Origin of the sequence: Hymenobacter sp. H14-R3 (assembly GCF_030063445.1) — a bacterium.
Lineage (GTDB): Bacteria > Bacteroidota > Bacteroidia > Cytophagales > Hymenobacteraceae > Hymenobacter.
Genome location: NZ_JASITD010000026.1, coordinates 21,278 through 44,078 on the forward strand (window position 1 = coordinate 21,278; position 22,801 = coordinate 44,078).

Here is a 22,801-nt window from a genome sequence, read left to right on the forward strand (position 1 = left end):
GCCGATGGGGTTACCGGCACCGCTTGGGGGGTACAAATTTGCGCATAAACCAGCAGACAAAAAAGCCGCCAAGTCCTTGCTTATATCGGCTGGCTAGCAGGTAGCGCTTACCGGCAGCACCAGCGCGCTGGTGGCGCGCACCGGCTGGGCCCCGCGCCGCATATCGAAGTCAATGCGGCCCAGGTTAATGCCCGACCAGCCCACCTGGTTGATGAGCGTGACGTGGCTATTGGGGCCGGTAATGGGCTCGGGCGCGGGCATAAACGTGTGAGTGTGGCCGCCCAGAATAAGGTCGATGCCGCCCACCTGGGCGGCCAGCTTGCGGTCGTCAAGCTTCTCGCTCTCATACTTGTAGCCCAGGTGCGAGAGGCAGATAACCATGTCGCAACGCTCGTTTTGGCGCAGCTGCTGCACCTGCGCCTTGGCCACGGCTACGGGGTCGAGGTACTGGGTGGTGCCGAAGTTTTTATCGGCCACGAGGCCCTGTAATTCGATGCCCAGGCCAAAAACGCCAATTCGCGCCCCGGCACGCTCAAATACTTTGTATGGGGCGAAGCGGCCGGCCAGCGGCGTGCGGCTAAAGTCGTAATTGGCCACCAAAAACGGGAAACCGGCATTCGGCAACTGCTTTTGCAAGCCTTCGAGGCCGTTGTCGAAGTCGTGGTTGCCGAAGGTGGAGGCGTCGTACTTCATGCGGCTCATGAGCTTGTACTCCATCTCGCCGAGGAAGAAGTTGAAGTACGGTGTGCCCTGCCAGATATCGCCCGAGTCGAGCAGCAGCACATTGGGCTCCTGCTTGCGAATGCTGGCAATGAGGGCCTCGCGCCGGGCCATGCCGCCCAGCCCGGCCCACTGCGGGGCATTATCGGGGAATGGCTCGATGCGCGAGTGCATGTCGTTGGTGTGCAGGATAACGAGCCGGGCGGGGCCGCTGGCGGCGTTGGCCACGAGGCTGGGGCCCAGCAGACTAAGGCCGGCCGTGCCGAGCAGGGATTTCTGAAGAAAGTCGCGACGGGTGCTCATTTCAATTACAATTAGCAGTCATCTACTTGTTAACTAAATGACTGGCAGGCTGAGTGTTATATAAATAGCGAAGAGAGCATTTTATCAAAAAGCAGCAAGCTACTAGTAGCTGAACGACTGCCACTTGATAATTGCTCCCTGATGAGTGAAATCACCGCACGCGGCCTTCGACCTTGGCCGTAACGGACTGGCCAGCAGCCGTGAGGGCCTTGATGTGGTCGATGATGGCGGTGCGCAGCAGCAGGCCGGTGCGGCGCGCGGGGGCCGCTTTCAGGAACTCCATGTGGTCGCCGCCGCCGGCCAGGTAGTCGGAAAGGGCGATGCTGTAGGTGCGGGTGGGGTCGAAGGGCTTGCCGCCGATGAGAATGGCCTGCGGGCGCTTGTCGGGGCCCACGGTATACACGGCCCCCGACACGGCCATGCCCACGGGCGCGGCGTAGTCGAACAGCTGCTGCACCACCGGGCCGGGCGCATCAATCACCAGCAGCTCATTCTCGAACGGCATGAGCTCAAACGCGTTGCCCACGGTGATGGGGCCGGCGGGCAGCGCATTGCGCATGCCGCCGTTGGTCATCACGCCCAGGTCAATCACCTGGCCTTTGAAGAATTGGCTGGCGGCGGTGCGCTGCAAGTCGGCCACGAAGTTGACGAGGGGGTTTTCGCCGGCATTTTTGCCCAGCGCCACCGGGGCCGTGCCAATCACCACCTGCATCTGGCGCTCTACCTGGTCGTGGTAGGGCTTGATGTAGTCGGCCGCGCCAGCATCGGGGACGATTGCCTTGCCCACGGGCTGGCTGGTGGTGGCGGGCAGGTGGGCCGTGGCTTGCAGCGGGCCGCGCTGGCAGGCGGTGGTGGCCAGGGCCAGCGTGAGCAGGCCAGCGGCAAGAGGACGGGCGAAACGCATCAGAATCGTGGCAGGGTAAACGAGCGGAGCCGCTCAAACCACAAAAGTAGCGGCTGCCCTCGCCAAACCGGTTTGCCGCGCCCTTCGCCCCTTCCCCAAACCGGCCAAGGCGGTATCTTTCGGGCCAGGGGCCCGGCCAGGCGGCGCGGCGCTCACCGAAAAAAGCATGACTGATTCTTCCCCACCCATCATCCCACCGGTTTCGTTTCCTGAGTTTGCACCCGTTACCACGGCGCAATGGCAGGCCCAGCTCACGCGCGAGCTCAAAGGAGCCGACCCGGCCAGCCTGCGCTGGACCATGCCCGACGGCTTGGTGGCCGAGCCCTTTTACCACCGCGAGGCCCTCACGGCCCTGGGCGGGCCGCCCGCACCCCTGCCGCCCCGCCCCGCTGGCTGCCGCAACGTGGTGGCTCTCACCGTGCCCGCGAGCACCGACGGCCGCCTGCAAATAGAGCAAGGCGCCGACGCCCTGGCGCGCGGGGCCGAGGGCCTGCACTTTATCCTCGCCGGCAACCCCGACCATTTTGCCGTGGCCGACCTGGCCGAGCGCCTGCCGCTGGCCACCACCTGGCTCGGCTTCACCGTGCAGCAAAACCCGGAGCCGCTGCTCGAACGCCTGCTCACGGCCAGCAGCGGCCAGCCGCTGCGTGGCCTGCTGCGTTTCCTGCCTTTTGCCGTGCCTGAGGGAGCCGAGCTACTCCCCTACCGCGCCACGCTGCGGCGCTGCCTGGCCCTGGCCCAGGGCTGGCCCGATTTCACGGCGCTGGCCGTGAACGGCACGTATTTCGGCAACCGGGGCGCTACGCTCACGCAGCAGCTGGCCTTTAGCCTGAGCACGGCCGCCGCCATGCTGGCGCAGCTGCCCGACGAGGCCACCGGCCTCACGGTGGCCGAGGTGGCGCGCCACCTGCACCTCGATTTTGCCGTCGGCCCCAGCTACTTTCCCGAAATGGCCCGGCTACGAGCCGCCCGCCGGCTGTGGGCCACGCTGCTGCACGCCTTTGGCCTGCCAGCGCAGGGCGCGGCCACGCTGCCCATTCACGCCACTACTTCGACCTGGACGCAGACCACCCTCGACCCGCACACCAACCTGCTGCGCCACACCACCGAAGCCATGAGCGCCGTGCTGGGCGGGGCCGATTCCATTCAGGTAGCGCCATTCGATTGCCTGTTTCAGGCCGTCAATGAGTTTAGCGCCCGGCTGGCGCGCAACCTGCCCATCATTTTGCGCGATGAGGCTCACCTCGACTGGGTGGCCGACCCGGCGGCGGGCTCCTACTTTGTGGAGACCCTGACCGATGACCTGGCCCGCGCCGCCTGGGCTGAGTTTCAGGCCCTGGAGGCGCACGGCGGCATGCTGCACGCCCGCGCCAAGGCCCTGGAGGACGTGAGCCTGGCCGGCCTGGAAAAATTCAAGCGCGTGGCCACCGGCCAGGATGTGATAGTGGGTACCAACCGCTTCCAGAATGCGCAGGAGAAATTCGACTTCCAGCCCAAGCAGCTGCTGCGCTCGCGCGACTTCGATACCACCCGCGCCACCTACCCCAGCGAGGTGCTGCGCCTGGCCACGGCCCTGCACTTCGAGCGCCGCGCCAACCAGGACAAGCAGGCCACGCTGGTGCTACTGGGCAACGTGCGCGTGAACGCCGAAATCGCCGAGGCCTTCTGGCACCTGCTGCACCCCAGCGAGCGCGAGGCCTCCGCCCCCCTCCCCGAGCTTGAGCCCGATACCTATTCGGTGCTCTTCTCCAAGCCCGAGGAAGCCACCCTCATGTATGCCCGCCCCGAGCAGTTCGACCACTTGGCGCGGGTGGTGCAGCAGGTGCCGGCCGGCCACGTCTTCGATATTCCCTCGCTCATCACCGCCGACCTAGCCACGCTGCTGGAGGCGGTGCGGGTATTTGGGTTCAAGGAATTTGTGGTGGAAGGGCACCGCACGGAAGAGGTACTGGCACGCTTGCAGGGCCGGTAACATACGTTGTCATTGCGAGCGCAACGCAGTGGAGCGCGGCAATGACAATCGATAACTGATAATTGTTAACTGATATTATGCACCCCGACTTTTCCACTATCCCCTACGACGCCGCCAGCCTGCCCACGCCCGCCAAGCCGGCCGACTACCCCAGCGCTGGCCCGGCCGTGTACACCACCGCCGATGCGGCGCAGCTGCCGCACCTGGGCTTTGGCGCGGGCATAGCGCCTTATCTACGAGGGCCTTACGCCAGCATGTACGTGCGCTCGCCCTGGACGGTGCGGCAGTACGCGGGCTTCAGCACGGCCGAGGCGTCGAACGCGTTTTACCGGCGCAACCTGGCCGGCGGGCAGAAGGGCTTGAGCGTGGCCTTCGACCTGGCCACGCACCGGGGCTATGACTCGGACCACCCGCGCGTGGTGGGCGACGTGGGCAAGGCCGGCGTGGCCATCGACTCGGTGGAGGATATGAAAATCCTGTTCGACCAGATTCCGCTGGGCGAGATGTCGGTGAGCATGACCATGAACGGGGCGGTGCTGCCCATTCTGGCCTTTTTCATCGTGGCGGCCGAGGAGCAGGGCGTGCCGCCCGAGAAGCTGACGGGCACCATTCAGAACGATATTCTGAAGGAGTTTATGGTGCGCAACACCTACATCTACCCGCCCGCGCCGAGCATGCGGCTCATCGCCGACATCTTCGCCTACACGGCGGATTTCATGCCTAAGTTTAACAGTATCAGCATCTCGGGCTACCACATGCACGAGGCCGGCGCCACCGCCGAGCTGGAGCTGGCCTACACCCTGGCCGACGGCTTGCAGTACGTGCGCGCCGGCCTGGCGGCGGGCATCAAGCTCGATGATTTCGCGCCCCGGTTGTCCTTTTTCTGGGGCATCGGCATGAACCACTTCCTCGAAATTGCCAAGCTGCGCGCCGGCCGCCTGCTGTGGGCCAAGCTCATCCAGCAATTCAATCCGCAGAATAACAAGAGCTTGATGCTGCGCACGCACTGCCAGACCTCGGGCTACTCGCTCACCGCCCAGGACCCCTTCAACAACGTGGCCCGCACCACCGTGGAGGCGATGGCCGCGGCCCTCGGCGGCACCCAAAGCCTGCACACCAATGCCCTGGACGAGGCCCTGGCCCTGCCCACCGATTTCTCGGCCCGCATTGCCCGCAACACCCAGCTCTACCTCCAGCACGAAACCGACATCACCAAAGTAGTGGACCCCTGGGGCGGCTCGTACTACGTAGAAAGCCTAACCGCCGACCTCGCCAACGAGGCGTGGGCGCTGATGGAAGAAGTGGAAGCCCTCGGCGGCATGGCCGCCGCCATCGAAACCGGCCTGCCCAAGCTCCGCATCGAGGAAGCCGCCGCCCGCAAGCAGTCGCGCATCGACACCGGCCAGGAGGTGATTGTGGGTGTGAACAAGTACCTTGCCCCCGAGGGTGAAGCGCCGCTCGATGTATTACAGATTGATAATGACGCCGTTAGAGAGTCGCAAGTGGCGCGCCTGAAGCAGATTCGCAGCACCCGCGACAACGACGCCGTGCAAGCGGCCCTAAAAGCGATAACGGACTGTGCGGTAAGCTTCAGCTTGCCGTCGGAAAGCATCACCAACGAGCCCGCCGCCGACCAGCCCACGCCTCAAGGCAACCTGCTGGCCCTGGCCGTAACCGCCGCCCGCGCCCGCGCCACCCTCGGCGAAATCTCCGATGCGCTCGAAGCCGCCTGGGGCCGCCACCAGGCCACCAGCCGCACCGTGCAAGGCATCTATCAGCAAGGCATGACCGACAACGCCGACTTCGCCCTGGCCCGCCAGGCCGCCCAGGATTTTGCCGCCCGCGAGGGCCGCCGCCCCCGCATGGTAGTAGCCAAAATGGGCCAGGACGGCCACGACCGCGGGGCCAAAATCATTGCCACCAGCTTCGCCGACGTGGGCTTCGACGTGGACCTCGCGCCCCTCTTCCAAACCCCCGCCGAGGTAGCCCGCCAGGCCGTGGACAACGACGTGCATGTAGTCGGCGTGAGCAGCCTCGCCGCCGGCCACAACACGCTGCTGCCCCAGCTCATCCAGGAGCTCAAAAACGAAGGCCGCCCCGATATTCTCGTCATCGCCGGCGGCGTCATCCCGCCCCAGGACTACCAGTTTCTCTACGATGCGGGCGTGGCCGGCATTTATGGGCCCGGCACGGTGATAGCCAAGGCCGCGCTGGAGATTTTGGGGAAGCTGTAACCCAGGCTTCTACGCAGCCCTAGCAGCCTGCCTGCCCCGTTATTTTTAAAAATCGCCCTACCCTGCGGGACGGCGACGCTGAGTTGTACGGCCCCACTTTTTTGCTTTTCTGATGATGATGCTAACTTCCGCCACTGCGCCAGTATTTTCCCTACTCGAACGCCTGGGGCAGCAACTCAGTACCTCGGCCCAAACTATCTACGGGGACCCCGTTGAACGCGATGGGGTTACCATCATTGCCGTGGCGCGCGCTTACTATGGGTTTGGCGGCGGCGGGGACACCGAGACCAGCGAAAAAGCGGGCGCCGGCGCCGGCGCAGGGGTAGCGCTCACGCCAGTAGGGTACATCGAGCTGCGGCAGGGGCGCAGCCGCTTCCGGCCCATCCGGTCGTCGGTGGTGCCGCTGGTGGCCGTGAGCGGCGCTATCGCCTGGCTTTTATTGCGGAGCGTGCCTAAGCTGCTCTCCAAGCGCCACGGCGGCTAGGCGGCCCGGCACCGCCGGCATTGCTGTTTTAGAGTTATCAATTTCTCTGCGATGCGGGTGTGCCCGGCATCTACGGACCGGTTACAGTAGTAGCCAAGGCCGCACTGGAGATTTCAGGGGGAATTGAAGGACGTAGGAAAAACACTTAATTTATGAATAAATCCGCTGTTCTCACAGTCATTTTAGCAGGGTTTTGTGGCGCTTGCAATCCTGAGCACCGTGAACAGGCGAATATTCGTTTGCAAATTAGAATTTCGGGCACTGGCTTAGCTACTATTAAATCAGAGGTATCTTCAAAAGGTAAGCAGGGGTTTTTAATGTTTAATGACCCTGCTCAGGTTATGTCTTTCAGGAACCAGGATACGATTAACTACCTGTTTCCTATCGGCAAAAAAGATGTTGCTGGACACTTTGACACCATTCATATTACGCGCAAAGAAACGTTGGTACTTGCTATTAAAATAGCGGAAAATAAACTAGCGGGCCGCCCCACTTCTGCTGCAAAGCCACACTTGCGCGTTGAGCTTCTGGCAGATAACAAAGTGGTTCAATCCGTGCAGCTTCCAGCCATACCCCCTGCGGGTGGCAAGCCAACCGCCCAAGACTCGGCGGCCACCTTAACCTTTCATACCGATACTTTATAGGCTACTACATGCCCCTGTTTGCCCACCGCGACCGCCTGCGCGCTGACCTCAATGCCCTCGCGCCCAAGCAGGAGGCGCGGGTGCTGCAAAAGTTTCGGCTGGAATGGAATTACCACTCCAACGCCATTGAGGGCAACTCGCTCACGCTGGGCGAAACCCGCTCACTGCTACACGGCCTCACGGCGGCTGGTAAGCCCAAGCTCGTTCAGCCCGGACGCTACAAAAGCAGCCCCAACAAGGTGCTCACCGCTACCAACGAGATGTTCTGTTTCGCCAGCCCCGAAGAAGCTTCGGCCGCCTAACTGACCCCGGGAACTGGCACCGCCGGGAGGAAGCCACGCCTACCACGCTGCCCGTAGTCCTGGCCACCGGGCTTCACTGGTGCTTCGTGCGCATCCATCCATTCGATAGTGGCAGGGCAAGGGCTAGGATACTGCGATGCAGTTTGAAGTAACTGAGCTCCGGGCGGGGCCAGGCCGAACTTCTTTTTCGCCCCGCCCACGCCAAAAATGCTCATGCACTACTGGCAGCTACACTTGCGGCGAGTAGCTTGCGGCATTATTTCACTTTCTTTTTTTGCCAATACCTAATACTCAGATAATGAAGAATTTTTACGCATTGGGTTTGCTGCTGAGCGCGCTGGGTGCTTCGGCACAACGGCCTATTTACCAACCTATTGACCGGGGCCAAATGACGGAGTACGCGGCCCTGCCCAAGCAGCCGCTGCTGGTGGTGTTACCCGAAGAAATTAAAGACCCCAAGGTGCTGCGCAAAAAATATCAGAAGCCGGCCGACCTGGCTGCCTACCAAGCCGAAGTGGCCGCTACGCGCACCTGCCTGGAAAGCGCCGCCAAATACTGGACCCTGAGCGAGACAAAATTTATTACGCCCGCCGAGGCCAGCCAGTTGGAGGACGATATCAAACAAGGCCACCTGCTGCTAGAGATGGGGGTGGTGAGTAGCGAACTTAGCCCAACTGCCAACAACCGCAGCCCCACCCTGGCAACGCCGAGCCTGATGCTGCGCTGGGTGGGCAAGATGCAAAAGCCTTCGGCGGGCCACGTCCTCCTGGCAATTGCTGGCGGCGGGTCGCTCTTCCCGGGAAAGTCGCGGCTGGCCGCTTTTCAGTCGTTCTACTACAGCTACAAAAGCACGCTGATGCAGAACTATCACACCAGCGACTTTATCAGCACGGTGCAGCAAATGCAAGCCTACGTGCAGCAGCGGGCGCAGGGCCAGGAGGACAAGGAAATCGAAAAAGCCACTAAGGCCCGTGTGGGCAAAAACGCCCCGCTGCTCAAAAGCAAAACCCTGCTGCTCGACCGCATGCAGTTGTCGGAGAACCTGCCGGAAGCCAAAATCGCCAAGCTTTACCCCTACCCCGTGCAAGTTACTGACCGGGCCACGGTGGAGGCGGCCGTTGCCGCCGCCGACCCGCGCTACCTCTACGTGCGCTACGTGACGGTGCTGCGTAACAACGGCTATCAACTCTTGGACGCGGCCACCGGCCAGGTAGCCAGCTACGCCGAATTTCACATGCTGAAACCCACTGACCTGGGCAAAGTGCAAGACTCCAACCTGAAGGAAATGTACAAAACTGCCGTGGCTAATTCCAAAGAGTCACGCTAAAGCCGCCGGGTAGCACCCTACCAGCAGTGGCCGCGCGGTGGTAATAATAATGGGATAAGCCGCTGGCGCACGTGGTAGACGCGCGCCAGCGGCTTATCCCATTATTAATTTCTGGGGTAAAAAGTGGCCCTCTACGGCGCGGCGCACCGATACCTACCTGGGCCGCGTGAAGCTGCACGGGGCCACCGCCCGATATACCCGCAACGCGCGTCACCTGACCTTCAACAAAAGCGAAAATATTGATGTGCTTACGGGTAGCGCGTTTTTCTTCCAGAATACCGTGGTACTCGCATTTTAGCGCGGCGGGCTTGGAGTGGTAAAGGAGGCTGGCCCCGCCCGGCGGGCCGTTTTAGTATTGACTGTGGTTTTTTTGAAGAATTAATGCCTTTCTCTTCTGCACTGTGCACTCGCTCAGCAAGTTACTCATCGGCCTAGTGGCCTTCACTCACGCGTATCTCGTGTGGCTGGAGATGTTTGCCTGGACTACGCGGGGGCCGCAGGTTTTCAAAATGCTGCCGGCTGAGCTGTTTCCGCAAACCAGGACGCTGGCCGGCAACCAAGGCTTTATAATGGCTTTCTGGTGGCGGGGCTAGGTTGGGCGCTTTTCATCACTGCCCCGGCGTGGCACCACCACGTGGGCGCGTTTCTTCTGGGGTGCGTGGCGGTGGCGGACTTGTACGGGGCAGCTACGGCCGGGCGGCGCATTTTGCTGATGCCAACGGTACCGGCGGGGCTAGCACTGGTGGCGCAGTGGCTCGCATAGGACCTGGCCGCAGCCGGTTTTATTTATACTACTGTTTACGCGGGTAGCACTGGGCCCTCCACAATGGCGCGGGTTTTGGGTAGGCACTCGGGGTAATTGGCGTGGATGAAGGCTACCAGCTTTTCGCGTACCTCGCAGCGCAAATCGAAGGCGATGGAAGCATCAGCGGCGCTCACCAGGGCGCGTAGCTCCAGGGTATGTTCTTTTATATCAGTAACTTGCACCGTAGCCACGCGGCCGTCCCAGCGCGGATTATCGGCCACGATGCGCGCCAGCTCGGTGCGCACGGCTTCTACGGGAATGGTGTAGTCGGCGTAGAGAAATACCGTGCCCAGCAGCTGCGACGAGCTGCGCGTCCAGTTCTGGAAGGGCTTTTCGATGAAATAACCGAGCGGCAGCACCAGGCGGCGCTCGTCCCAGATTTTGAGGATGACGTTGGTGAAAGTAATTTCCTCCACCCGGCCCCACTCGCCTTCTACCACCAGCACGTCGTCGATGCGAATGGGCTGGGTAAAGGCTATCTGGAAGCCCGCCAGCAAGTTGCTGAGTGAGCGCTGGGCCGCGAAGCCCACAATGACGCTGGCAATGCCCGCCGACGTTAGCAGACCCGCCCCAATGCGGCGCACCGTAGCAAAGCTCATCAGCACCAGGGCCATAGCTACGAAGAAGATGAGCGACACGCCGATTTTCTTCACGAACTGCAACTGCGTCAGCAGCTTACGCACGGCCAGGTTATTATCGCGGTCGAGGCGATAGTGGTCGAGCACCAGCTCTTCGAGCACATCCACGGCCCGCATCAGCAGCCAGGCGAAGGTAGCGATGGAGACAATGCCCACCACCCGGCGCACCGCTTCCAGCGGCCCGGGGGCCAGCGTGGCCAGCGGCAGCAGCACCGCCAGCAGCAGCACCGGCAAAAAAAACGCCGCCGCCGGCCCCGTATGCCGCACCACCGCGCCGGCCAGCACCGAGCCCGTGCGCCGCTCGTAGGCGCGCAGCATCCAAAATAGCCCCACCTTGAGCAGCCAGCCGCCCACCAGGCTGCCGCCCATTACGAGCAGCGCAGTGAGGCCATCGGGAAACCGGTCGAGTACTCGTAAAAACTGTTCTTTCATGAGGCAGTGGGTAGCAGAGGAAGGCGCGCTCCGTAGCGCGCGGGCCACAAAGGTCGCGCGGCGGGCGGCGGCCCTTGCGCCCGGCCCGCGCCCTTAAGCAATCAAAAGGCCGCTGCCACAGGTTTGAGATACCCGGTTTGCCACACGGGACCAATGTGACCCTGGCTACGTTTTTACGTACGCTCCCTTCAAAACCACCTTATTTTTTTCGTCGTCATGGACCTCCATCTCACGGGCAAAACTGCCCTCATCACTGGCTCCACGGCCGGCATCGGCCTGGCTATTGCGCTACGCCTGGCCGCCGAGGGTGCCGCAGTACTTATTACCGGGCGCACCGAGGCGCGCCTGGCCGATGCCAAAGCCACCATTTTGCAGCATACGCCGGCGGCAGTAGTGCGGGGCGTGGCCGTTGATTTTGGCGACGCGGCGCAGGTCGATAACCTGCTGCAAGAAGTGCCTACGGTAGATATCCTGGTCAATAACGTGGGCATTTTCGAGCCCAAGCCCTTTGCCGAGATTACGGATGCCGACTGGCTGCGCTTTTTCGAGCTAAACGTACTGAGCGGGGTGCGGCTGTCGCGCCAGTATTTTCCGCTGATGCTAAAGCAGGATGCGGGCCGCATCATCTTCATTTCCAGCGAGTCGGCCCTCCAGATTCCGGCCGAGATGGTACACTACGGCACCACCAAAACCGCCCAGCTCGCCGTGGCCCGCGGCCTGGCCGAGCTCACCAAGGGCACCGGCGTCACGGTAAACTCGGTGCTGCCCGGCCCCACCGCCTCCGAGGGTGTAGAGGAATTTCTGCAAAAACTGGCTGGCGAGGGCAAAACCCGCGAGGAGGCCGAGCACGAGTTTTTCCGCGATGCGCGGCCCTCGTCGCTGCTTCAGCGCTTCATCACGCCCGAGGAAATTGCCAATATGGTGGCTTACCTGGCCAGCCCACTGGCCGCCGCCACCAACGGCGCCTCAGTGCGGGTTGATGGCGGCGTAGTGCGGCACATTTAAACAACTGATTACCCGACTATTCTTCGTCCTTACCACCGAGCAGCTTCGAGGCTTCGGCGTTGCCTTGCTGGCCGGCGAGGTGCAGGGCGGTGAGGCCGCGAATATCTTTGAGCGTGGCATCGGCCCCAGCCTCTAACAACATCTTAACCAGCTCATTACGGCCGAAGAGCGTGGCAAACATGAGGGCCGTGCCATCGTTGCCGTTGCGCAGGTTGAGGCTGGCCCCGCGGGCGATGAGCAGGCGGGCAATGTCGGCGTAGCCTTTGAAGCAGACGCCCATCAGGGCCGAATTGCCGCTGGCATCCTGCAAGTTGAGGTCGGCCCCGGCGTCGAGCAGGGCCTGGGCGGCGGCGAGGTGGTTGTCGTAGGTAGCCAGGATGAGAGCCGAGTGGCCCTTGCCGTTTTGGGCGTTGATATCCAGCTGCGGGTTTTGCAGCAGGTGCTGAATTTCGGCCACATCGCCCCGGCGGGCGGCATCGTAGAGCAGGTCGGTAGCTTGTGTGGAGGAGGAAGGCATGGGATTTTTGAGTGAGTAAGCGGTAGGACAAGCCAGGGCCGCCGGATGTTTGGCCGGTGAAGCGGCGGCATACGCGGGCGCGGCCGCAGTATTGCGCACGGAGCGGCGGGCCGCCGGGCTACTGCATGTTGCGAATGAGGGCGGCGTAGAAGCGCACCACGTTTTGGTAGGCCTGGGTACCCAGCCGCTCGTTGGTGCCGTGCAGGCTTTCAATGGCGGCCTGGCTCATGAGCACGGGCATGAAGCGGTAGGTGGCCTGCGGGCACAGGCTGGCGTAGGCGCGGGCATCGGTGGCGCCCACCACCACGTAGGGCGCCACCAGCGCCTGCGGAAACACGCTTTTGATAGTACGGTGCAGGGCCCGAAACGCCGCATTGTCGGTGCCCGACACGGGCGAAGCGGCGCGCGCCTCCCCCAGCGTGGTTACCCGAACTTCGGGGTCGTTGATAATCTCCCGCACTTTTTGGATAACGGCGCGCACCGAGTCGCCGGGCAGCAGCCGGAAGTTGACGGTGGCCGTGGCCCCGATAGGCAGCACGTTGTCCTTGTCGCCACCCCGCATGATGGTGGGCGCGGTAGTGGTGCGCAGCGCCGCGTTGCCGGAAGGCGTGGCGGCCAACGACCTCTTAATCAAGCCACCAAATAGCCATTGGTTGGCAAAAACCAGGCGCTTGCCAAACGGCACGGCGGGGGCCAGGTAGGCCAGCAGGTCGCTCACGCCGCCATCGAGGCGGGCCGGAAACGGCTGGGCTTCCAGGCGGGCCACGGCGGCGGCCACCCGGCCCACGCTGGTGAGCGCGGGCGGCATGGACGAGTGCCCACCCTGCCCGGTGGCCGACAGTTCCAGGCTGAGGTAGCCCTTTTCGCTCACGCCCACCAGGGCCACGGGCTGGGTGAGGCCGGCCACGCCATCGGCCTTGATGAGGCCGCCTTCGTCGAGCACCAGTTCAAGCTGCGGGTGCTGGCGGCGCAGCACGGCCGCGATGGCCGCCGCCCCGCGCCGGCCCTGGGTTTCTTCGTCGTGGCCGAAGGCGAGCAGCACCGTGCGCCGGGGCTGGTAGCCGGTGCGCAGCAGGTACTCCACGGCTTCGAGCTGGCCGATAACGTTGAGCTTGTCATCGAGGGCGCCGCGGCCGTAGAGGTAGCCGCCCGCCTGCTGCCCGGCGAAGGGTGGGCGCGCCCACTGGCCCTCGGTGCCGGGCAGCACGGGCACCACATCCTGGTGGGCCAGCAGCAGCAGGGGCTTCAGGCCGGCATCGGTGCCGGGCCACTCGTAGAGCAGGCCGTAGTGATTGATAGCCTGGCGCCTGAGCCGCTGATGCACCAGCGGAAATGTGCGCTGCAAATAGGTTTGCAGCTGGTCGAACGGCACCGTATCCGTTTCGACATATGCGGTGCGCGACACGGTGGCGATGCGTAGCGCGCCCGCCAGGTGGGCCAGGGCCGAATCGGGGGCCAGGGCGAGCGTGGGGGCAGCCGGCACCGCCGCCAGCTGGTGGCTGGGCAGGCGCAGGGTGTTGGTAAGGATAACCACAGCCAGGCCAAGTAAAGCGAGAAATAGCAGGCGTAGGAGACGACGCATAGCAAGGCAGTTGTTTACAAAAGAACGTTATGCAAACCGCAGGGAAGCAGTTCGCCCGGGCCAGTAACTCAATCGTTGTAATGGGTTTGATTACCGTCCCGGGCGAGCTGCTTCCCTGCGGTCTGCATGACGTTCTTATTTCTAGATAACTACTTTAAATATAATGCATTACCTCAACCCAGCAGCCGCTGCGCCCAGCGGCCCAGGCCGGGCAGGCGGGCCAGGCGGGTGCCCAGGTTCATGAGCCAGGGCCGGGTGCCGAGCAGCCGCATGAGGCGGTAGCTGCGCGCCAGCTGCGGGCCCAGCTGGCGCTGCAAGGCCGCATCGTACTGCTGCATAAATTCGGCGCTAAAATTTTCTTGCTCAATACATTGCACTACCTGCGCGGCGGCCAGAATGCCGCTGCGGATGGCCATGTCGATGCCGTGGCCCTGCAAGGGGTCGATGAGCGAGGCGGCGTCGCCGCACAGCATAAAGCGCGGGCCGCTGGCCGGCCGCTGCCGCCCGCCCCCGATGGGCAGCCCGAAGCCCGCCACCGGCCCCAGCTGCCGCGCCCCGGCAAAGCGCCCGGCCAGCGCCGGGTGGGTGGCCAGGTTATCGAGCAGCAGCTGGCGCAGGTCGATTTTGTGCTTGGCCACCAGCTCGGAGAGCATGCCCAGGCCCACGTTGCAGCGCCCAGCGCCCACCGGAAACAGCCACAGGTAGCCTGCCAGGTAGTTATTGCTGAAGAAAAACTCGGTGGTGCCCGACTCTACGCCGGCCACATCGTCGAAGTAGGCGCGCACGCCGGCGCAGTGGTGGGCGCGGGCCAGGCGGGGCTCGGGCAGCAGGCGGCGGCCCACCACCGAGTGAGCCCCATCGCAGCCGATGACGAGCCGGGCCGTGACTTGGGTGCCGTCGGCCAGGTGCAGGCGGGCGCACTCGGGCGTTATTTCTATCGTTTTGAGGGCGGCATTTTCGCGGATTTCGGTGTCGGTGTGGCGGCGCACCAGGGCCAGCAGCGCGGCGTCGAAGTCGAGGCGAGGACTGTTAAAGGTGGGTAACTTCCAGTGCAGGTCGAAGCTGGCCCCGCCGGGCGCTACCAGGCGGCTGCGGCGCACCTCGTCGCGCGGCTCCAGCTGCCATAGTTCTTCTACGTAAGCGGGGTCGAGCTGGCGCAACGCCTTGAGGGCGTGACCAGGCACGGCATCGCCGCAGATTTTATCGCGCGGGAAAGTGGCTTTGTCCAGCAGTAGCACGCGCAGGCCGCGGCCGCGCAGAGCCAGCGCGCAGGCTGTGCCGGCGGGGCCCGCGCCCACCAGGGCAACGTCGTAGGCGGGCGATTCGGGGGGGAGCATGGGCACGGGGTAAAGGTAAAAGCGGCGGGCGGGTTGGGCGGGGCAACAGTCCGGTTGGCCGGTTTTTTTGGGGCACTGAGCGTTTATTTGCACAGCTTGGCCCGATTTAGGTCCACTAACCGGCCGCCGGGCTGTTACCTTTTTAAACCTGGCCTTTCTCACCGCCAGCACCTCATTCCTGCGGTTCCGGCCGTTAGCCTCCTTGTATGGACGACCCCACGCACGCCAATTACGGCCTTTCGGCGGCCCCCGAAACCCACCTGGCCGACGAATCAGACAACTCCCTGCCCCGCGCTGTGCTGCGCCCGGGCCACCACTTTTTACTCGACGGTACCTGGCGCTTTGCCATTGACCTCGCTGATAGCGGCCTCACCGAAGAATGGGCCGAGGGCTACGATTTCCAGCACACCGCGCAATGGCCCGGCTCTATTGAGGAGCACATGGCCCAGGCCCACACCGGCGGCACGACGGCCTGGCGCGATAAGATTGTGGCTTGGTACGAGCGCGAGTTTACCCTACCCGAAGTAGCTGATAACCAGCGAAATAACCTAATTCAGCTCACCTTTGGGGCCTGCGGCTACGAAACGCGGGTGTGGCTCAACGGCCAGCTGCTGACTACCATCGAAGGCGAGGCTATTCACTACGGCGAGTACACCTCCTTCACCTACGAGCTGCCCGAGGAGCACCTGCACCTCACCAACCGCCTCACGGTGCGCATTGCCGATACTATGGACGCCGAAACCACGCGCGGCAAGCAGGAGTCGCACGTATATAAGCGCGGCGGCATCTGGTACCAGACGCACTCGGGGGCCGTGCGCTCGGTGTGGCTCGAAACTGTGGAGCGCAACCGCCTGCGCTCGCGGGTGGGCGTGGTGAGCACCATTGAGGACCGGCTGGTACGCTTCAACCTGACGCTGCGCGTGCACGACCCGGCCGACTACACGGTGCGCCTGCAGGTATTTGAGCCCGAAGATGGCCCCAACGCCGCGCCGCTGGCCAGCTCCGACTTTCCGCTGCACCTCACCCAGGGCCAGCACGAGCAGCGCCTGGTGCTAGAGGTGCCGGGGGCCGAGTTGTGGTGCCCCGAAAACCCACACCGCTACCGCCTGGTGGCCCAACTCATCGACGCCACCGGCTACGCGGCCCAAATTGAGGCGCGCTTCGGCTTTCGCAAGATTGAGGCGCGCGGCCGCAAAATTTACCTCAACAACGAGCCCATTTACCTCGACGGTATTCTCTACCAGCCCGGCACGGCCACCTACGCCGAGATGCGGCGCCACATGCACGCCATGAAGGCGCTGGGCTGCAACCTGGTGCGCGTGCATATTGCCGGCATCGACCCCCGCATTTATAACCTGGCCGACGAGCTGGGCCTGCTGCTGTGGGTGGAGGTGCCCAGCCCGCACAGCAGCACCCCGCGCAGCCGCGAAAACCACCGCGCCGAGCTGCTGCGCATGCTCACGCTCATGGAAACGCACCCCAGCATCATCATTTGGAGCCTGTATAACGAGGACTGGGGCGCCCAGGACATTGCCACCAACCCGGCCACCCAGCGCTACATCGTGCAGACCTACAACTACATGCAGCTGGCGCACCCGCAGTTTTTGGTGATTGACAACGATGGCTGGCACCACATCAGCTACCAGGGCCAGCTGAAGTCGGACCTGCTTACGGCCCACCTCTACACCCCCGACCTGGGCCGCTGGCGCGAGCTGCTCGACCGCCTCATTCACGGCGAATTGCAGGGCACGGCCGCCTTCCCGCTGGTGGTGGGCGACCCCTATTTTTACCGGGGCCAGAAGCCGCTGCTGGTGAGCGAGTGGGGCGGCTTCGGCTTCTCGGACTACGGCGGCCCGGCCGATGCCGAAGCCCGCACCAACAGCATCCGCGACTTCAAGCGCGAGCTGCGCGCCCGCCCCATCGCGGGCGACGTGTACACCCAGGCCACCAACATCGAGGACGAGCGCAACGGCCTCATCGGCTTCCACAGCGGCGAGCTGGAAGTGCCAGCAGGCCTGCTGCATTCGGAGGTGGAGCCGCCGAAATAGACTTATAAGTTTTTGATAATTAGTTAATTAAATTAGCACAAAGTTTCGCAAGGTCAAAAAAGGTTTCGCAAAGTGTACGCCATACTAAGGCAAACTTTGCGAAACCTTTTTTAACCTTGCGAAACTTTGCGCTAAATTTTTCTTATGCCGCTTCTCCTTTCGCCGCGCCCGCTACTTACCTACCTGGCTTTAGCCCTCCCGCTTACCACCCTGGCCCAAGACGCGGCAGATTCTCCCCTCCCCCGCCTGCTGGCCGAGCGCAAGGTGCTCACCCAGCAATACGCCGCCGCCAACGCGCAGCGCCACGGCCTGCTGGGCCTCAGCAACAAGCCTTCCAAGGGTGATTTGCAGGATGTGGTGGATGCCCTGCAAGGCATCGTGGACAAGGATGAGCAGATAGTGGCCGTACTCAACCAAACTACCCAGCGCGCCCAAACTACCGCCGCCCAGCTGCAAACCACCGCTTCCACACTCCAAAACACGGGCCGCGACGACCGCAACCTCACCGCCCAGCGCCTCAACGAGTTGCAAGACGAGGAAAAAAACCTGCAAGAGCGCCTGCACCAAGCCAGCGAGCACCAGCTCGACCTGGAGGCCGAATTGCGCGAGGCCCAGCAGGGCCGCACCCTGCGCGATGGCCTGGTGGTAGCCCTGGTGCTGGCCGGCCTGGGCCTGTTTTTTTGGCGCCGCCAGCGCTAGGTACATGCGCCGCCGGGCCTAACTTGGGCCGCCGATAGGTGCACCCGGCTGCCCGCTAAGCTGTCAAAAGAAGGCAACGCCTTTTTCACAACTTATTGTTAATCAAGACGAAATAACAGCTATCAGCTAAAAGCTGCCAGCTCATTACCTAGCAGCTCACCACACTATGCTGTCCTTTTCCGAAGACCAGGCCACGGCCCTCGTTACCGACCCCGGCACCCTGACGCGGGGGCGCGCGCTGGCCGGCCCCGCCAAGTGGGGCGGCCTGGGCCGCACCGATACCGCCGCCTGGGGCGAGTGCGCCGGCAGCGGCAGCAAGCCCTACCTCACTGGCATCGACCTCACTGAGCCGGCCTTTAAGTGCTCGTGCCCGAGCCGGGTGTTTCCGTGCAAGCACGGGGCCGGGCTGCTGCTGCTGCTGGCCCGGCAGCCGGCGCTGCTGCCCCCCGGCACCCCGCCCGCCTGGCTGGCCGACTGGCTCGACAAGCGCCAAACCAAGGGCGCGGAGCAAGCCGAAAAAGCGGCCGCCCGGCCCGCCAAAACCACCACCGAATCAGCTGACGCAGGAGGCACTACCAGCGTCGCCACGGCCAACGCCGGCCGCCAAAAGCGCGAAACCCAGCGCGAGGCCCGCATGCAGGCCGGGGCCGAGGAGCTGGAAACCTGGCTGCTCGACCTAGTGCGCGCCGGCCTCGCCGACCTGGGCCAGAAGCCCGGCAACTTTTGGGAAGTGCCCGCCGGCCGCCTCGTCGATAACCAGTTGCCCGGCCTGGCCGCCACCCTGCGCGAACTGGCCGACTACCCCACCGCTGGCCCCGACTGGGCCGGCCGCCTGCTGGGCCGCCTCGGTGAGGTGTACGTGCTGCTGCGCACCTTTCTCAACCGCAATACTTTAGCCCCCACCGCCCGCCAGGATGTGGAGCAGCAAGTAGGCAGCACGCCCAAAAAAGACGAGCTGCTGGCCGACCCCGCCACCCTGGTAGTGGCCGATACCTGGCTGGTGCTGGGCCAGTACGCCTGGGCCGAGGAGCGCCTCACGGGCCGCCGCAGCTGGCTCTACGGCCAGCAATCGGGCCGCCTGGCGCTGGTGCTGGACTTTGCCTTTGGCAACCAGGCGTTTGGCACGCCGCTTATCCCGCAGGGCACGTATGCGGGCGAGCTGGCTTTTTACCCCGGCCTGCTGCCACTGCGGGCCATTGCGGTAGGCTTGGCCCTGGGGGGCAGCGCGGCCGCGGCCGCGCCGCCGGGCCTCACCATCAGCCACTTGCTGAACAGCTACGCCACCGCCCTGGCCCACCAGCCCTGGCTGCGCCAGTGGCCAGCCGCCCTGGCCCCGGTGCAGCTGCGGCCCTCGCCCGATGGCCGCTGGCTGCTGCACCACACCACCGAGCCGCTCACGCTGCCCCTGCGCCTGGCCGATGAGGAGCTGGCCTGGCACTGGCTGGCGCTAAGTGGCGGCCAGCCCCTCACCCTCTTCGGCGAGTGGGACGGCCAGGCGTTTTGCCCCCTCATCAGCTGGGTGCCGGATGACGAAGAAACAAGTGCTAATCCGCTGGAAGTCATGTTTTTTGAACAAGAAACGGATACGCGGGAGCCGGTGGGGGACGCAGCTACTATCTTGGCGCACCGGCCGCCAGCGGCGCCCGACCCCGCGGCGACAAGCGAAATTTTCTCAGGGGCCAATGCCCCCGCCTGGCCGCAGCTACTGCGCCTGGCGCTGCTGGGCACCCGCCAAACGGTTGAAACCCTGCCGACCTGGGCCGCGCTGCCCCTGCCCACTATGCGCGAGCAGCAGCTGCTACTGGCCGCCGGAGCCCTCACCCTGGTGCGCAAAGCTGGCTACCGGCCGGCGGCGGCCACCGCGCCCGCGCCCCTGCCCGCCCCCGCCGAGCCGCTGCCCGCGCTGGGCCCACGCGGCACCGAGTGCCTGCACCAGATGCTGACAAATTCGCAACACCTTGACCTGCTGCCCAACTACTTACGCCGGGTGGCCGCCGCCGGCCGCCGCGTGCCCACCCGGCTGCTGGCTCCGCTGCTGCAGCACGCCACCCGCTCGGCCACCCTTACTACCGAGGTGGGGCCGGTACTTGGCGCGCGGGGTGCCTGGCTGGCAGCGCTCAACCCCGCCTGGGCCAGGCTGATTACCGCCGCGCTGCCCGCTACCACCGACCCGGCCGACCTCAGCCCCTGGGAAACCGGCACCCTGGCCGTGCGCCTGGCGTGGCTCCAAAACCGCTTTACCCAGGATGCCGACGCGGCCCGCGCCCTGCTGCTGGCCGCCCTGCCCACCGAGCCGGCCAAAGAGCAGGAAGCGCTCCTCAGCGCGCTGGCCGACCACCTGCACCCCACCGCCGAGCCGGCGCTCGAAGCCTTGCTCAGGGCGCGGGGGCAGCAGGTGCGCCGCCGGGCGGCCTCACTGCTGGTGAAGCTGCCCGGCGCGGCCCTCACCGAGCGGCTGTGGGCGCGGGCCGCGTCGCTTATTACGGCCAGGCGCAAGCTGCTGGGCCTGGGCAGCGTGGAGCTGGAAATCACGTTGCCCACCACCTGGGATAAGTCGTGGCTGGCCGACGGCATTGAGGAGCAAAACGACCTGTTTGTATTTAATTCCTTCGACCCCAGCATCCGCAGCACGGTGGGGCCCGCCGCCGCCCGCCTCGGCAACCTGCTGGCGCTGCTGCCCCCGCACCGCTGGGCAGCGCACCTGGGCCTCACCCCCGCCGAGCTGCTGGCCGCCGCCCTGGCTTCGGAGTGGGCCGTGCCGCTGCTGCCCTGCTGGGCCCAAAGCACGCTACTGCACCGCGATGCCGACTTTGCCACCGCCTTTCTGGCCCTGTGGCAGCAGCTGCCCTACCTGCACCGGCAAGTGCCCGGCCAGCAACAGCATCACCACCTGCGCAATATCAGTTGGGCAGGGCTGGCCTACCTGCTATCGACCGCCGACCGCCAGACCCTGCTGCTAGCCCCCGCCCTGGAGCGCGTACGCCGCCAGGAAACCGACTGGTCCGACGGCCTCCAGTTCGTGCCCGCGCCCTGGCCGCGCGTACTCAGCCTGGCCGTTACTGAGGCTATTGCCACTATGCTGACGGGCACCGCCGGGCTGACGGATACCGCAGGGCTGATAGCCGGCTACAATCTACCCGGGCACCTTCAGGAAATTGCCTGGCTGCTGGTGCAAACGGTGCACCCCCGCATTGCCCCGGCCGACCGGGTGGAGGCCGCCCGGCAGATAGAAGCCATTGCGCAGCCACACGAGTATTTTCAGCACTCTATCCAGACGTTTGTAGCTACGCTGCGCTTCCAGGTCGAGCTGGAAGCGTCGCTGCAGGAGTAGAATAACCCGGCCCTGCACACCGGTCAGAAGGTCATGCTGCGCAGCATGACCTTCTGTTATGACATGTCAAATTCCTCACCCCTCCTTCTAAATTCTTTCCCAAAATGCTGCTCCGCCCCCACGCCGAAGACGTTTACGCCGAAGAATTGGCCGCCCTCAAAGCCACCGACGACCGCCCCAAGCCGCCCAACTGGCAGCTCTCGCCCTGGGCCGTGGTTACGTACCTCATGGGCGGCAAGCTCGACAATGGCTTTGAAATCGAGCCTAAGTACATCGGCCAGCGGCGGCTGATGGAAATTGCCGTGGCCACCCTGGCCACCGACCGCGCCCTGCTGCTGCTGGGCGTGCCCGGCACCGCCAAAAGCTGGGTGAGTGAGCACCTCACCGCCGCCGTGAGCGGCCACACCAGCCTGCTGGTGCAGGGCACCGCCGGCACCGCCGAAGACAGCCTGCGCTACTCCTGGAACTACGCCCGCCTGCTGGCCGAGGGCCCCTCGCTGGCCGCCCTGGTGCCCAGCCCCCTCTACCGCGGCATGCAGGAGGGCCAGCTCGTGCGCATCGAGGAGCTGACGCGCATCCCCTCCGACGTGCAGGATACGCTGCTTACCATGCTCTCGGAGAAGGTGTTACCAATTCCGGAGCTCAGCACCGAGATTCAGGCCACCCAGGGCTTCAACGTGATTGCCACCGCCAACGACCGCGACCGCGGCGTGAACGAGCTGAGCAGCGCCCTGCGCCGCCGCTTCAACGCCGTGGTGCTGCCCCTGCCCGCCACCCTGGCCGAGGAAGTAACCATCGTGCAAACCCGCGTCGAGAAGCAGGGCCGCACCTTGCAGCTGCCCGCCGAGGCCCCGGCCCTGGAACAAATCAGCCGCCTCGTTACCATCTTCCGCGAGCTGCGCCAGGGCATGACCGACAACGGCAAAACCAAGCTCAAAAGCCCCAGCGGCACCCTCAGCACCGGCGAGGCCATCTCGGTGATGAACGCCGGCCAGGCCCTGGCCGCTTACTTCGGCGATGGCACCCTGCGCGCCGCCGACCTGGCCGCCGGCCTCACCGGCGCCATCATCAAAGACCCCGCCCCCGACCGAGTAGTATGGCTCGAATACCTCGAAACCGTGGTGAAGGAGCGCGAGGGCTGGAAGGATTTGTACCGCGCCTGCCGCGAGGTAGTGGCGTAATGGATAATGCCGCGCTCATCGCCCGCCTCCGGGCATCAGGACCACTACCTGATGCCCGCCTGCCCGACGATGACAGCTTTCCGCTTCAGGAGTTTGACGATTTACTCCAACAGTTTACCGAGCCTCTAACGCAAGCCCAGGCCATCCAGCTAATTAACCTGGGCCCGCCGGCCGATTGCGGCTGCTACGGAGTAGAGTGGTCGCTGGTGCACTTGGTAGAACTGCTATCCGTAGAGGACTCGCAGCAGGCGGTGCCGCTCGCCAATGATACAGAAGTGAAGCGAATACTGGAAATACGGCTGGCCAATTATTTGAAAGCCCAAGCGGCACTTTGAG

The 22,801-nt window shown here is 64.3% G+C and carries 18 protein-coding genes and 1 pseudogene; 13 read left to right on the forward strand and 6 right to left on the reverse strand.

Annotated elements, in window-relative coordinates; all coding sequences use genetic code 11:
* Positions 1–93: 93 nt before the first annotated feature.
* The gene (locus QMK33_RS18975) at positions 94–1,023 is read right to left on the reverse strand and encodes a bifunctional metallophosphatase/5'-nucleotidase (RefSeq protein ID WP_283566197.1); all 930 of its coding nucleotides are present in this window, start codon (positions 1,021–1,023) and stop codon (positions 94–96) included.
* 151 nt (positions 1,024–1,174) lie between these two features.
* Positions 1,175–1,927: a 5'-nucleotidase C-terminal domain-containing protein gene (locus QMK33_RS18980; RefSeq protein WP_283566198.1), complete on the reverse strand. Its 753-nt coding sequence runs from the start codon at positions 1,925–1,927 to the stop codon at positions 1,175–1,177.
* A 166-nt stretch (positions 1,928–2,093) separates the two neighbouring features.
* Here QMK33_RS18980 and QMK33_RS18985 point away from each other — a divergent pair, with 166 nt between their 5' ends.
* The 7 genes and pseudogenes from QMK33_RS18985 (at position 2,094) to QMK33_RS19015 (ending at position 9,653) form a co-directional block, all read left to right on the forward strand.
* Positions 2,094–3,899 carry a methylmalonyl-CoA mutase family protein gene (locus QMK33_RS18985; protein ID WP_283566199.1) on the forward strand — a complete coding sequence of 602 codons (1,806 nt, stop codon included), beginning with the start codon at positions 2,094–2,096 and terminating at the stop codon, positions 3,897–3,899.
* Between the two features lie 77 nt (positions 3,900–3,976).
* Positions 3,977–6,133: a methylmalonyl-CoA mutase gene (gene scpA / locus QMK33_RS18990; protein ID WP_283566200.1), complete on the forward strand. Its 2,157-nt coding sequence runs from the start codon at positions 3,977–3,979 to the stop codon at positions 6,131–6,133.
* A gap of 115 nt (positions 6,134–6,248) precedes the next feature.
* Positions 6,249–6,617, forward strand: coding sequence for a GerW family sporulation protein (locus tag QMK33_RS18995; RefSeq protein WP_283566201.1), 369 nt, complete (start codon positions 6,249–6,251; stop codon positions 6,615–6,617).
* A 152-nt stretch (positions 6,618–6,769) separates the two neighbouring features.
* Positions 6,770–7,261, forward strand: coding sequence for a hypothetical protein (locus QMK33_RS19000; protein WP_283566202.1), 492 nt, complete (start codon positions 6,770–6,772; stop codon positions 7,259–7,261).
* Positions 7,262–7,269: 8 nt separating this feature from the next.
* Positions 7,270–7,563 (forward strand): hypothetical protein, encoded by a 294-nt coding sequence (locus QMK33_RS19005; protein WP_283566203.1) that lies wholly within the window; start codon positions 7,270–7,272, stop codon positions 7,561–7,563.
* Positions 7,564–7,861: 298 nt separating this feature from the next.
* On the forward strand, positions 7,862–8,890 hold the full coding sequence (locus QMK33_RS19010; RefSeq protein WP_283566204.1) for a hypothetical protein: 1,029 nt from the start codon (positions 7,862–7,864) through the stop codon (positions 8,888–8,890).
* A gap of 470 nt (positions 8,891–9,360) precedes the next feature.
* Positions 9,361–9,653: pseudogene (locus tag QMK33_RS19015) on the forward strand (DUF1304 domain-containing protein).
* Between the two features lie 35 nt (positions 9,654–9,688).
* Here QMK33_RS19015 and QMK33_RS19020 read toward each other — a convergent pair.
* Positions 9,689–10,765, reverse strand: a complete 1,077-nt coding sequence (locus QMK33_RS19020; RefSeq protein WP_283566205.1) for a mechanosensitive ion channel family protein — start codon at positions 10,763–10,765, stop codon at positions 9,689–9,691.
* 216 nt (positions 10,766–10,981) lie between these two features.
* Between QMK33_RS19020 and QMK33_RS19025 the strand changes: the two genes are divergently transcribed.
* Positions 10,982–11,770, forward strand: a complete 789-nt coding sequence (locus tag QMK33_RS19025) for an SDR family NAD(P)-dependent oxidoreductase (RefSeq protein ID WP_283566206.1) — start codon at positions 10,982–10,984, stop codon at positions 11,768–11,770.
* Between the two features lie 16 nt (positions 11,771–11,786).
* Here QMK33_RS19025 and QMK33_RS19030 read toward each other — a convergent pair whose 3' ends face one another.
* The 3 genes from QMK33_RS19030 to QMK33_RS19040 all read right to left on the reverse strand — a co-directional run bounded on the left by QMK33_RS19030 (position 11,787) and on the right by QMK33_RS19040 (position 15,206).
* Positions 11,787–12,287 carry an ankyrin repeat domain-containing protein gene (locus QMK33_RS19030; protein ID WP_283566207.1) on the reverse strand — a complete coding sequence of 167 codons (501 nt, stop codon included), beginning with the start codon at positions 12,285–12,287 and terminating at the stop codon, positions 11,787–11,789.
* 118 nt (positions 12,288–12,405) lie between these two features.
* Positions 12,406–13,869 (reverse strand): M20 family peptidase, encoded by a 1,464-nt coding sequence (locus tag QMK33_RS19035; protein WP_283566208.1) that lies wholly within the window; start codon positions 13,867–13,869, stop codon positions 12,406–12,408.
* Between the two features lie 173 nt (positions 13,870–14,042).
* Entirely contained in the window at positions 14,043–15,206 is a 1,164-nt protein-coding gene (locus QMK33_RS19040; protein ID WP_283566209.1) for an NAD(P)/FAD-dependent oxidoreductase, read from the reverse strand.
* Positions 15,207–15,412: 206 nt separating this feature from the next.
* Here QMK33_RS19040 and QMK33_RS19045 point away from each other — a divergent pair, with 206 nt between their 5' ends.
* From QMK33_RS19045 to QMK33_RS19065, 5 genes are all read left to right on the forward strand, one after another.
* Complete coding sequence (locus tag QMK33_RS19045; RefSeq protein ID WP_283566210.1) at positions 15,413–17,254, forward strand: glycoside hydrolase family 2 protein; 1,842 nt, start codon at positions 15,413–15,415, stop codon at positions 17,252–17,254.
* Between the two features lie 144 nt (positions 17,255–17,398).
* Positions 17,399–17,953 (forward strand): hypothetical protein, encoded by a 555-nt coding sequence (locus tag QMK33_RS19050; RefSeq protein WP_283566211.1) that lies wholly within the window; start codon positions 17,399–17,401, stop codon positions 17,951–17,953.
* A 166-nt stretch (positions 17,954–18,119) separates the two neighbouring features.
* Positions 18,120–21,284 (forward strand): SWIM zinc finger family protein, encoded by a 3,165-nt coding sequence (locus QMK33_RS19055; RefSeq protein ID WP_283566212.1) that lies wholly within the window; start codon positions 18,120–18,122, stop codon positions 21,282–21,284.
* Positions 21,285–21,388: 104 nt separating this feature from the next.
* The gene (locus QMK33_RS19060) at positions 21,389–22,465 is read left to right on the forward strand and encodes an ATP-binding protein (RefSeq protein ID WP_283566213.1); all 1,077 of its coding nucleotides are present in this window, start codon (positions 21,389–21,391) and stop codon (positions 22,463–22,465) included.
* Positions 22,465–22,800: a hypothetical protein gene (locus QMK33_RS19065; RefSeq protein ID WP_283566214.1), complete on the forward strand. Its 336-nt coding sequence runs from the start codon at positions 22,465–22,467 to the stop codon at positions 22,798–22,800. The genes QMK33_RS19060 and QMK33_RS19065 overlap by 1 nt, the downstream gene beginning before the upstream one ends.
* Position 22,801: the final 1 nt, after the last annotated feature.

Excerpts from the sequence above, each read along its gene's own strand:
- QMK33_RS19065 (WP_283566214.1), top strand. The coding sequence starts at position 22,465 with ATGGATAATGCCGCGCTCATCGCCCGCCTCCGGGCATCAGGACCACTA.
- QMK33_RS19040 (WP_283566209.1), bottom strand. The coding sequence starts at position 15,206 with ATGCTCCCCCCCGAATCGCCCGCCTACGACGTTGCCCTGGTGGGCGCG.
- QMK33_RS18975 (WP_283566197.1), bottom strand. The coding sequence starts at position 1,023 with ATGAGCACCCGTCGCGACTTTCTTCAGAAATCCCTGCTCGGCACGGCC.
- QMK33_RS19005 (WP_283566203.1), top strand. The coding sequence starts at position 7,270 with ATGCCCCTGTTTGCCCACCGCGACCGCCTGCGCGCTGACCTCAATGCC.
- QMK33_RS19030 (WP_283566207.1), bottom strand. The coding sequence starts at position 12,287 with ATGCCTTCCTCCTCCACACAAGCTACCGACCTGCTCTACGATGCCGCC.
- QMK33_RS19010 (WP_283566204.1), top strand. The coding sequence starts at position 7,862 with ATGAAGAATTTTTACGCATTGGGTTTGCTGCTGAGCGCGCTGGGTGCT.
- QMK33_RS19055 (WP_283566212.1), top strand. The coding sequence starts at position 18,120 with ATGCTGTCCTTTTCCGAAGACCAGGCCACGGCCCTCGTTACCGACCCC.
- QMK33_RS18980 (WP_283566198.1), bottom strand. The coding sequence starts at position 1,927 with ATGCGTTTCGCCCGTCCTCTTGCCGCTGGCCTGCTCACGCTGGCCCTG.
- QMK33_RS19025 (WP_283566206.1), top strand. The coding sequence starts at position 10,982 with ATGGACCTCCATCTCACGGGCAAAACTGCCCTCATCACTGGCTCCACG.
- QMK33_RS19050 (WP_283566211.1), top strand. The coding sequence starts at position 17,399 with ATGCCGCTTCTCCTTTCGCCGCGCCCGCTACTTACCTACCTGGCTTTA.
- QMK33_RS18985 (WP_283566199.1), top strand. The coding sequence starts at position 2,094 with ATGACTGATTCTTCCCCACCCATCATCCCACCGGTTTCGTTTCCTGAG.
- QMK33_RS19060 (WP_283566213.1), top strand. The coding sequence starts at position 21,389 with ATGCTGCTCCGCCCCCACGCCGAAGACGTTTACGCCGAAGAATTGGCC.
- QMK33_RS19035 (WP_283566208.1), bottom strand. The coding sequence starts at position 13,869 with ATGCGTCGTCTCCTACGCCTGCTATTTCTCGCTTTACTTGGCCTGGCT.
- QMK33_RS18995 (WP_283566201.1), top strand. The coding sequence starts at position 6,249 with ATGATGCTAACTTCCGCCACTGCGCCAGTATTTTCCCTACTCGAACGC.
- QMK33_RS19000 (WP_283566202.1), top strand. The coding sequence starts at position 6,770 with ATGAATAAATCCGCTGTTCTCACAGTCATTTTAGCAGGGTTTTGTGGC.
- QMK33_RS19020 (WP_283566205.1), bottom strand. The coding sequence starts at position 10,765 with ATGAAAGAACAGTTTTTACGAGTACTCGACCGGTTTCCCGATGGCCTC.
- scpA (WP_283566200.1), top strand. The coding sequence starts at position 3,977 with ATGCACCCCGACTTTTCCACTATCCCCTACGACGCCGCCAGCCTGCCC.
- QMK33_RS19045 (WP_283566210.1), top strand. The coding sequence starts at position 15,413 with ATGGACGACCCCACGCACGCCAATTACGGCCTTTCGGCGGCCCCCGAA.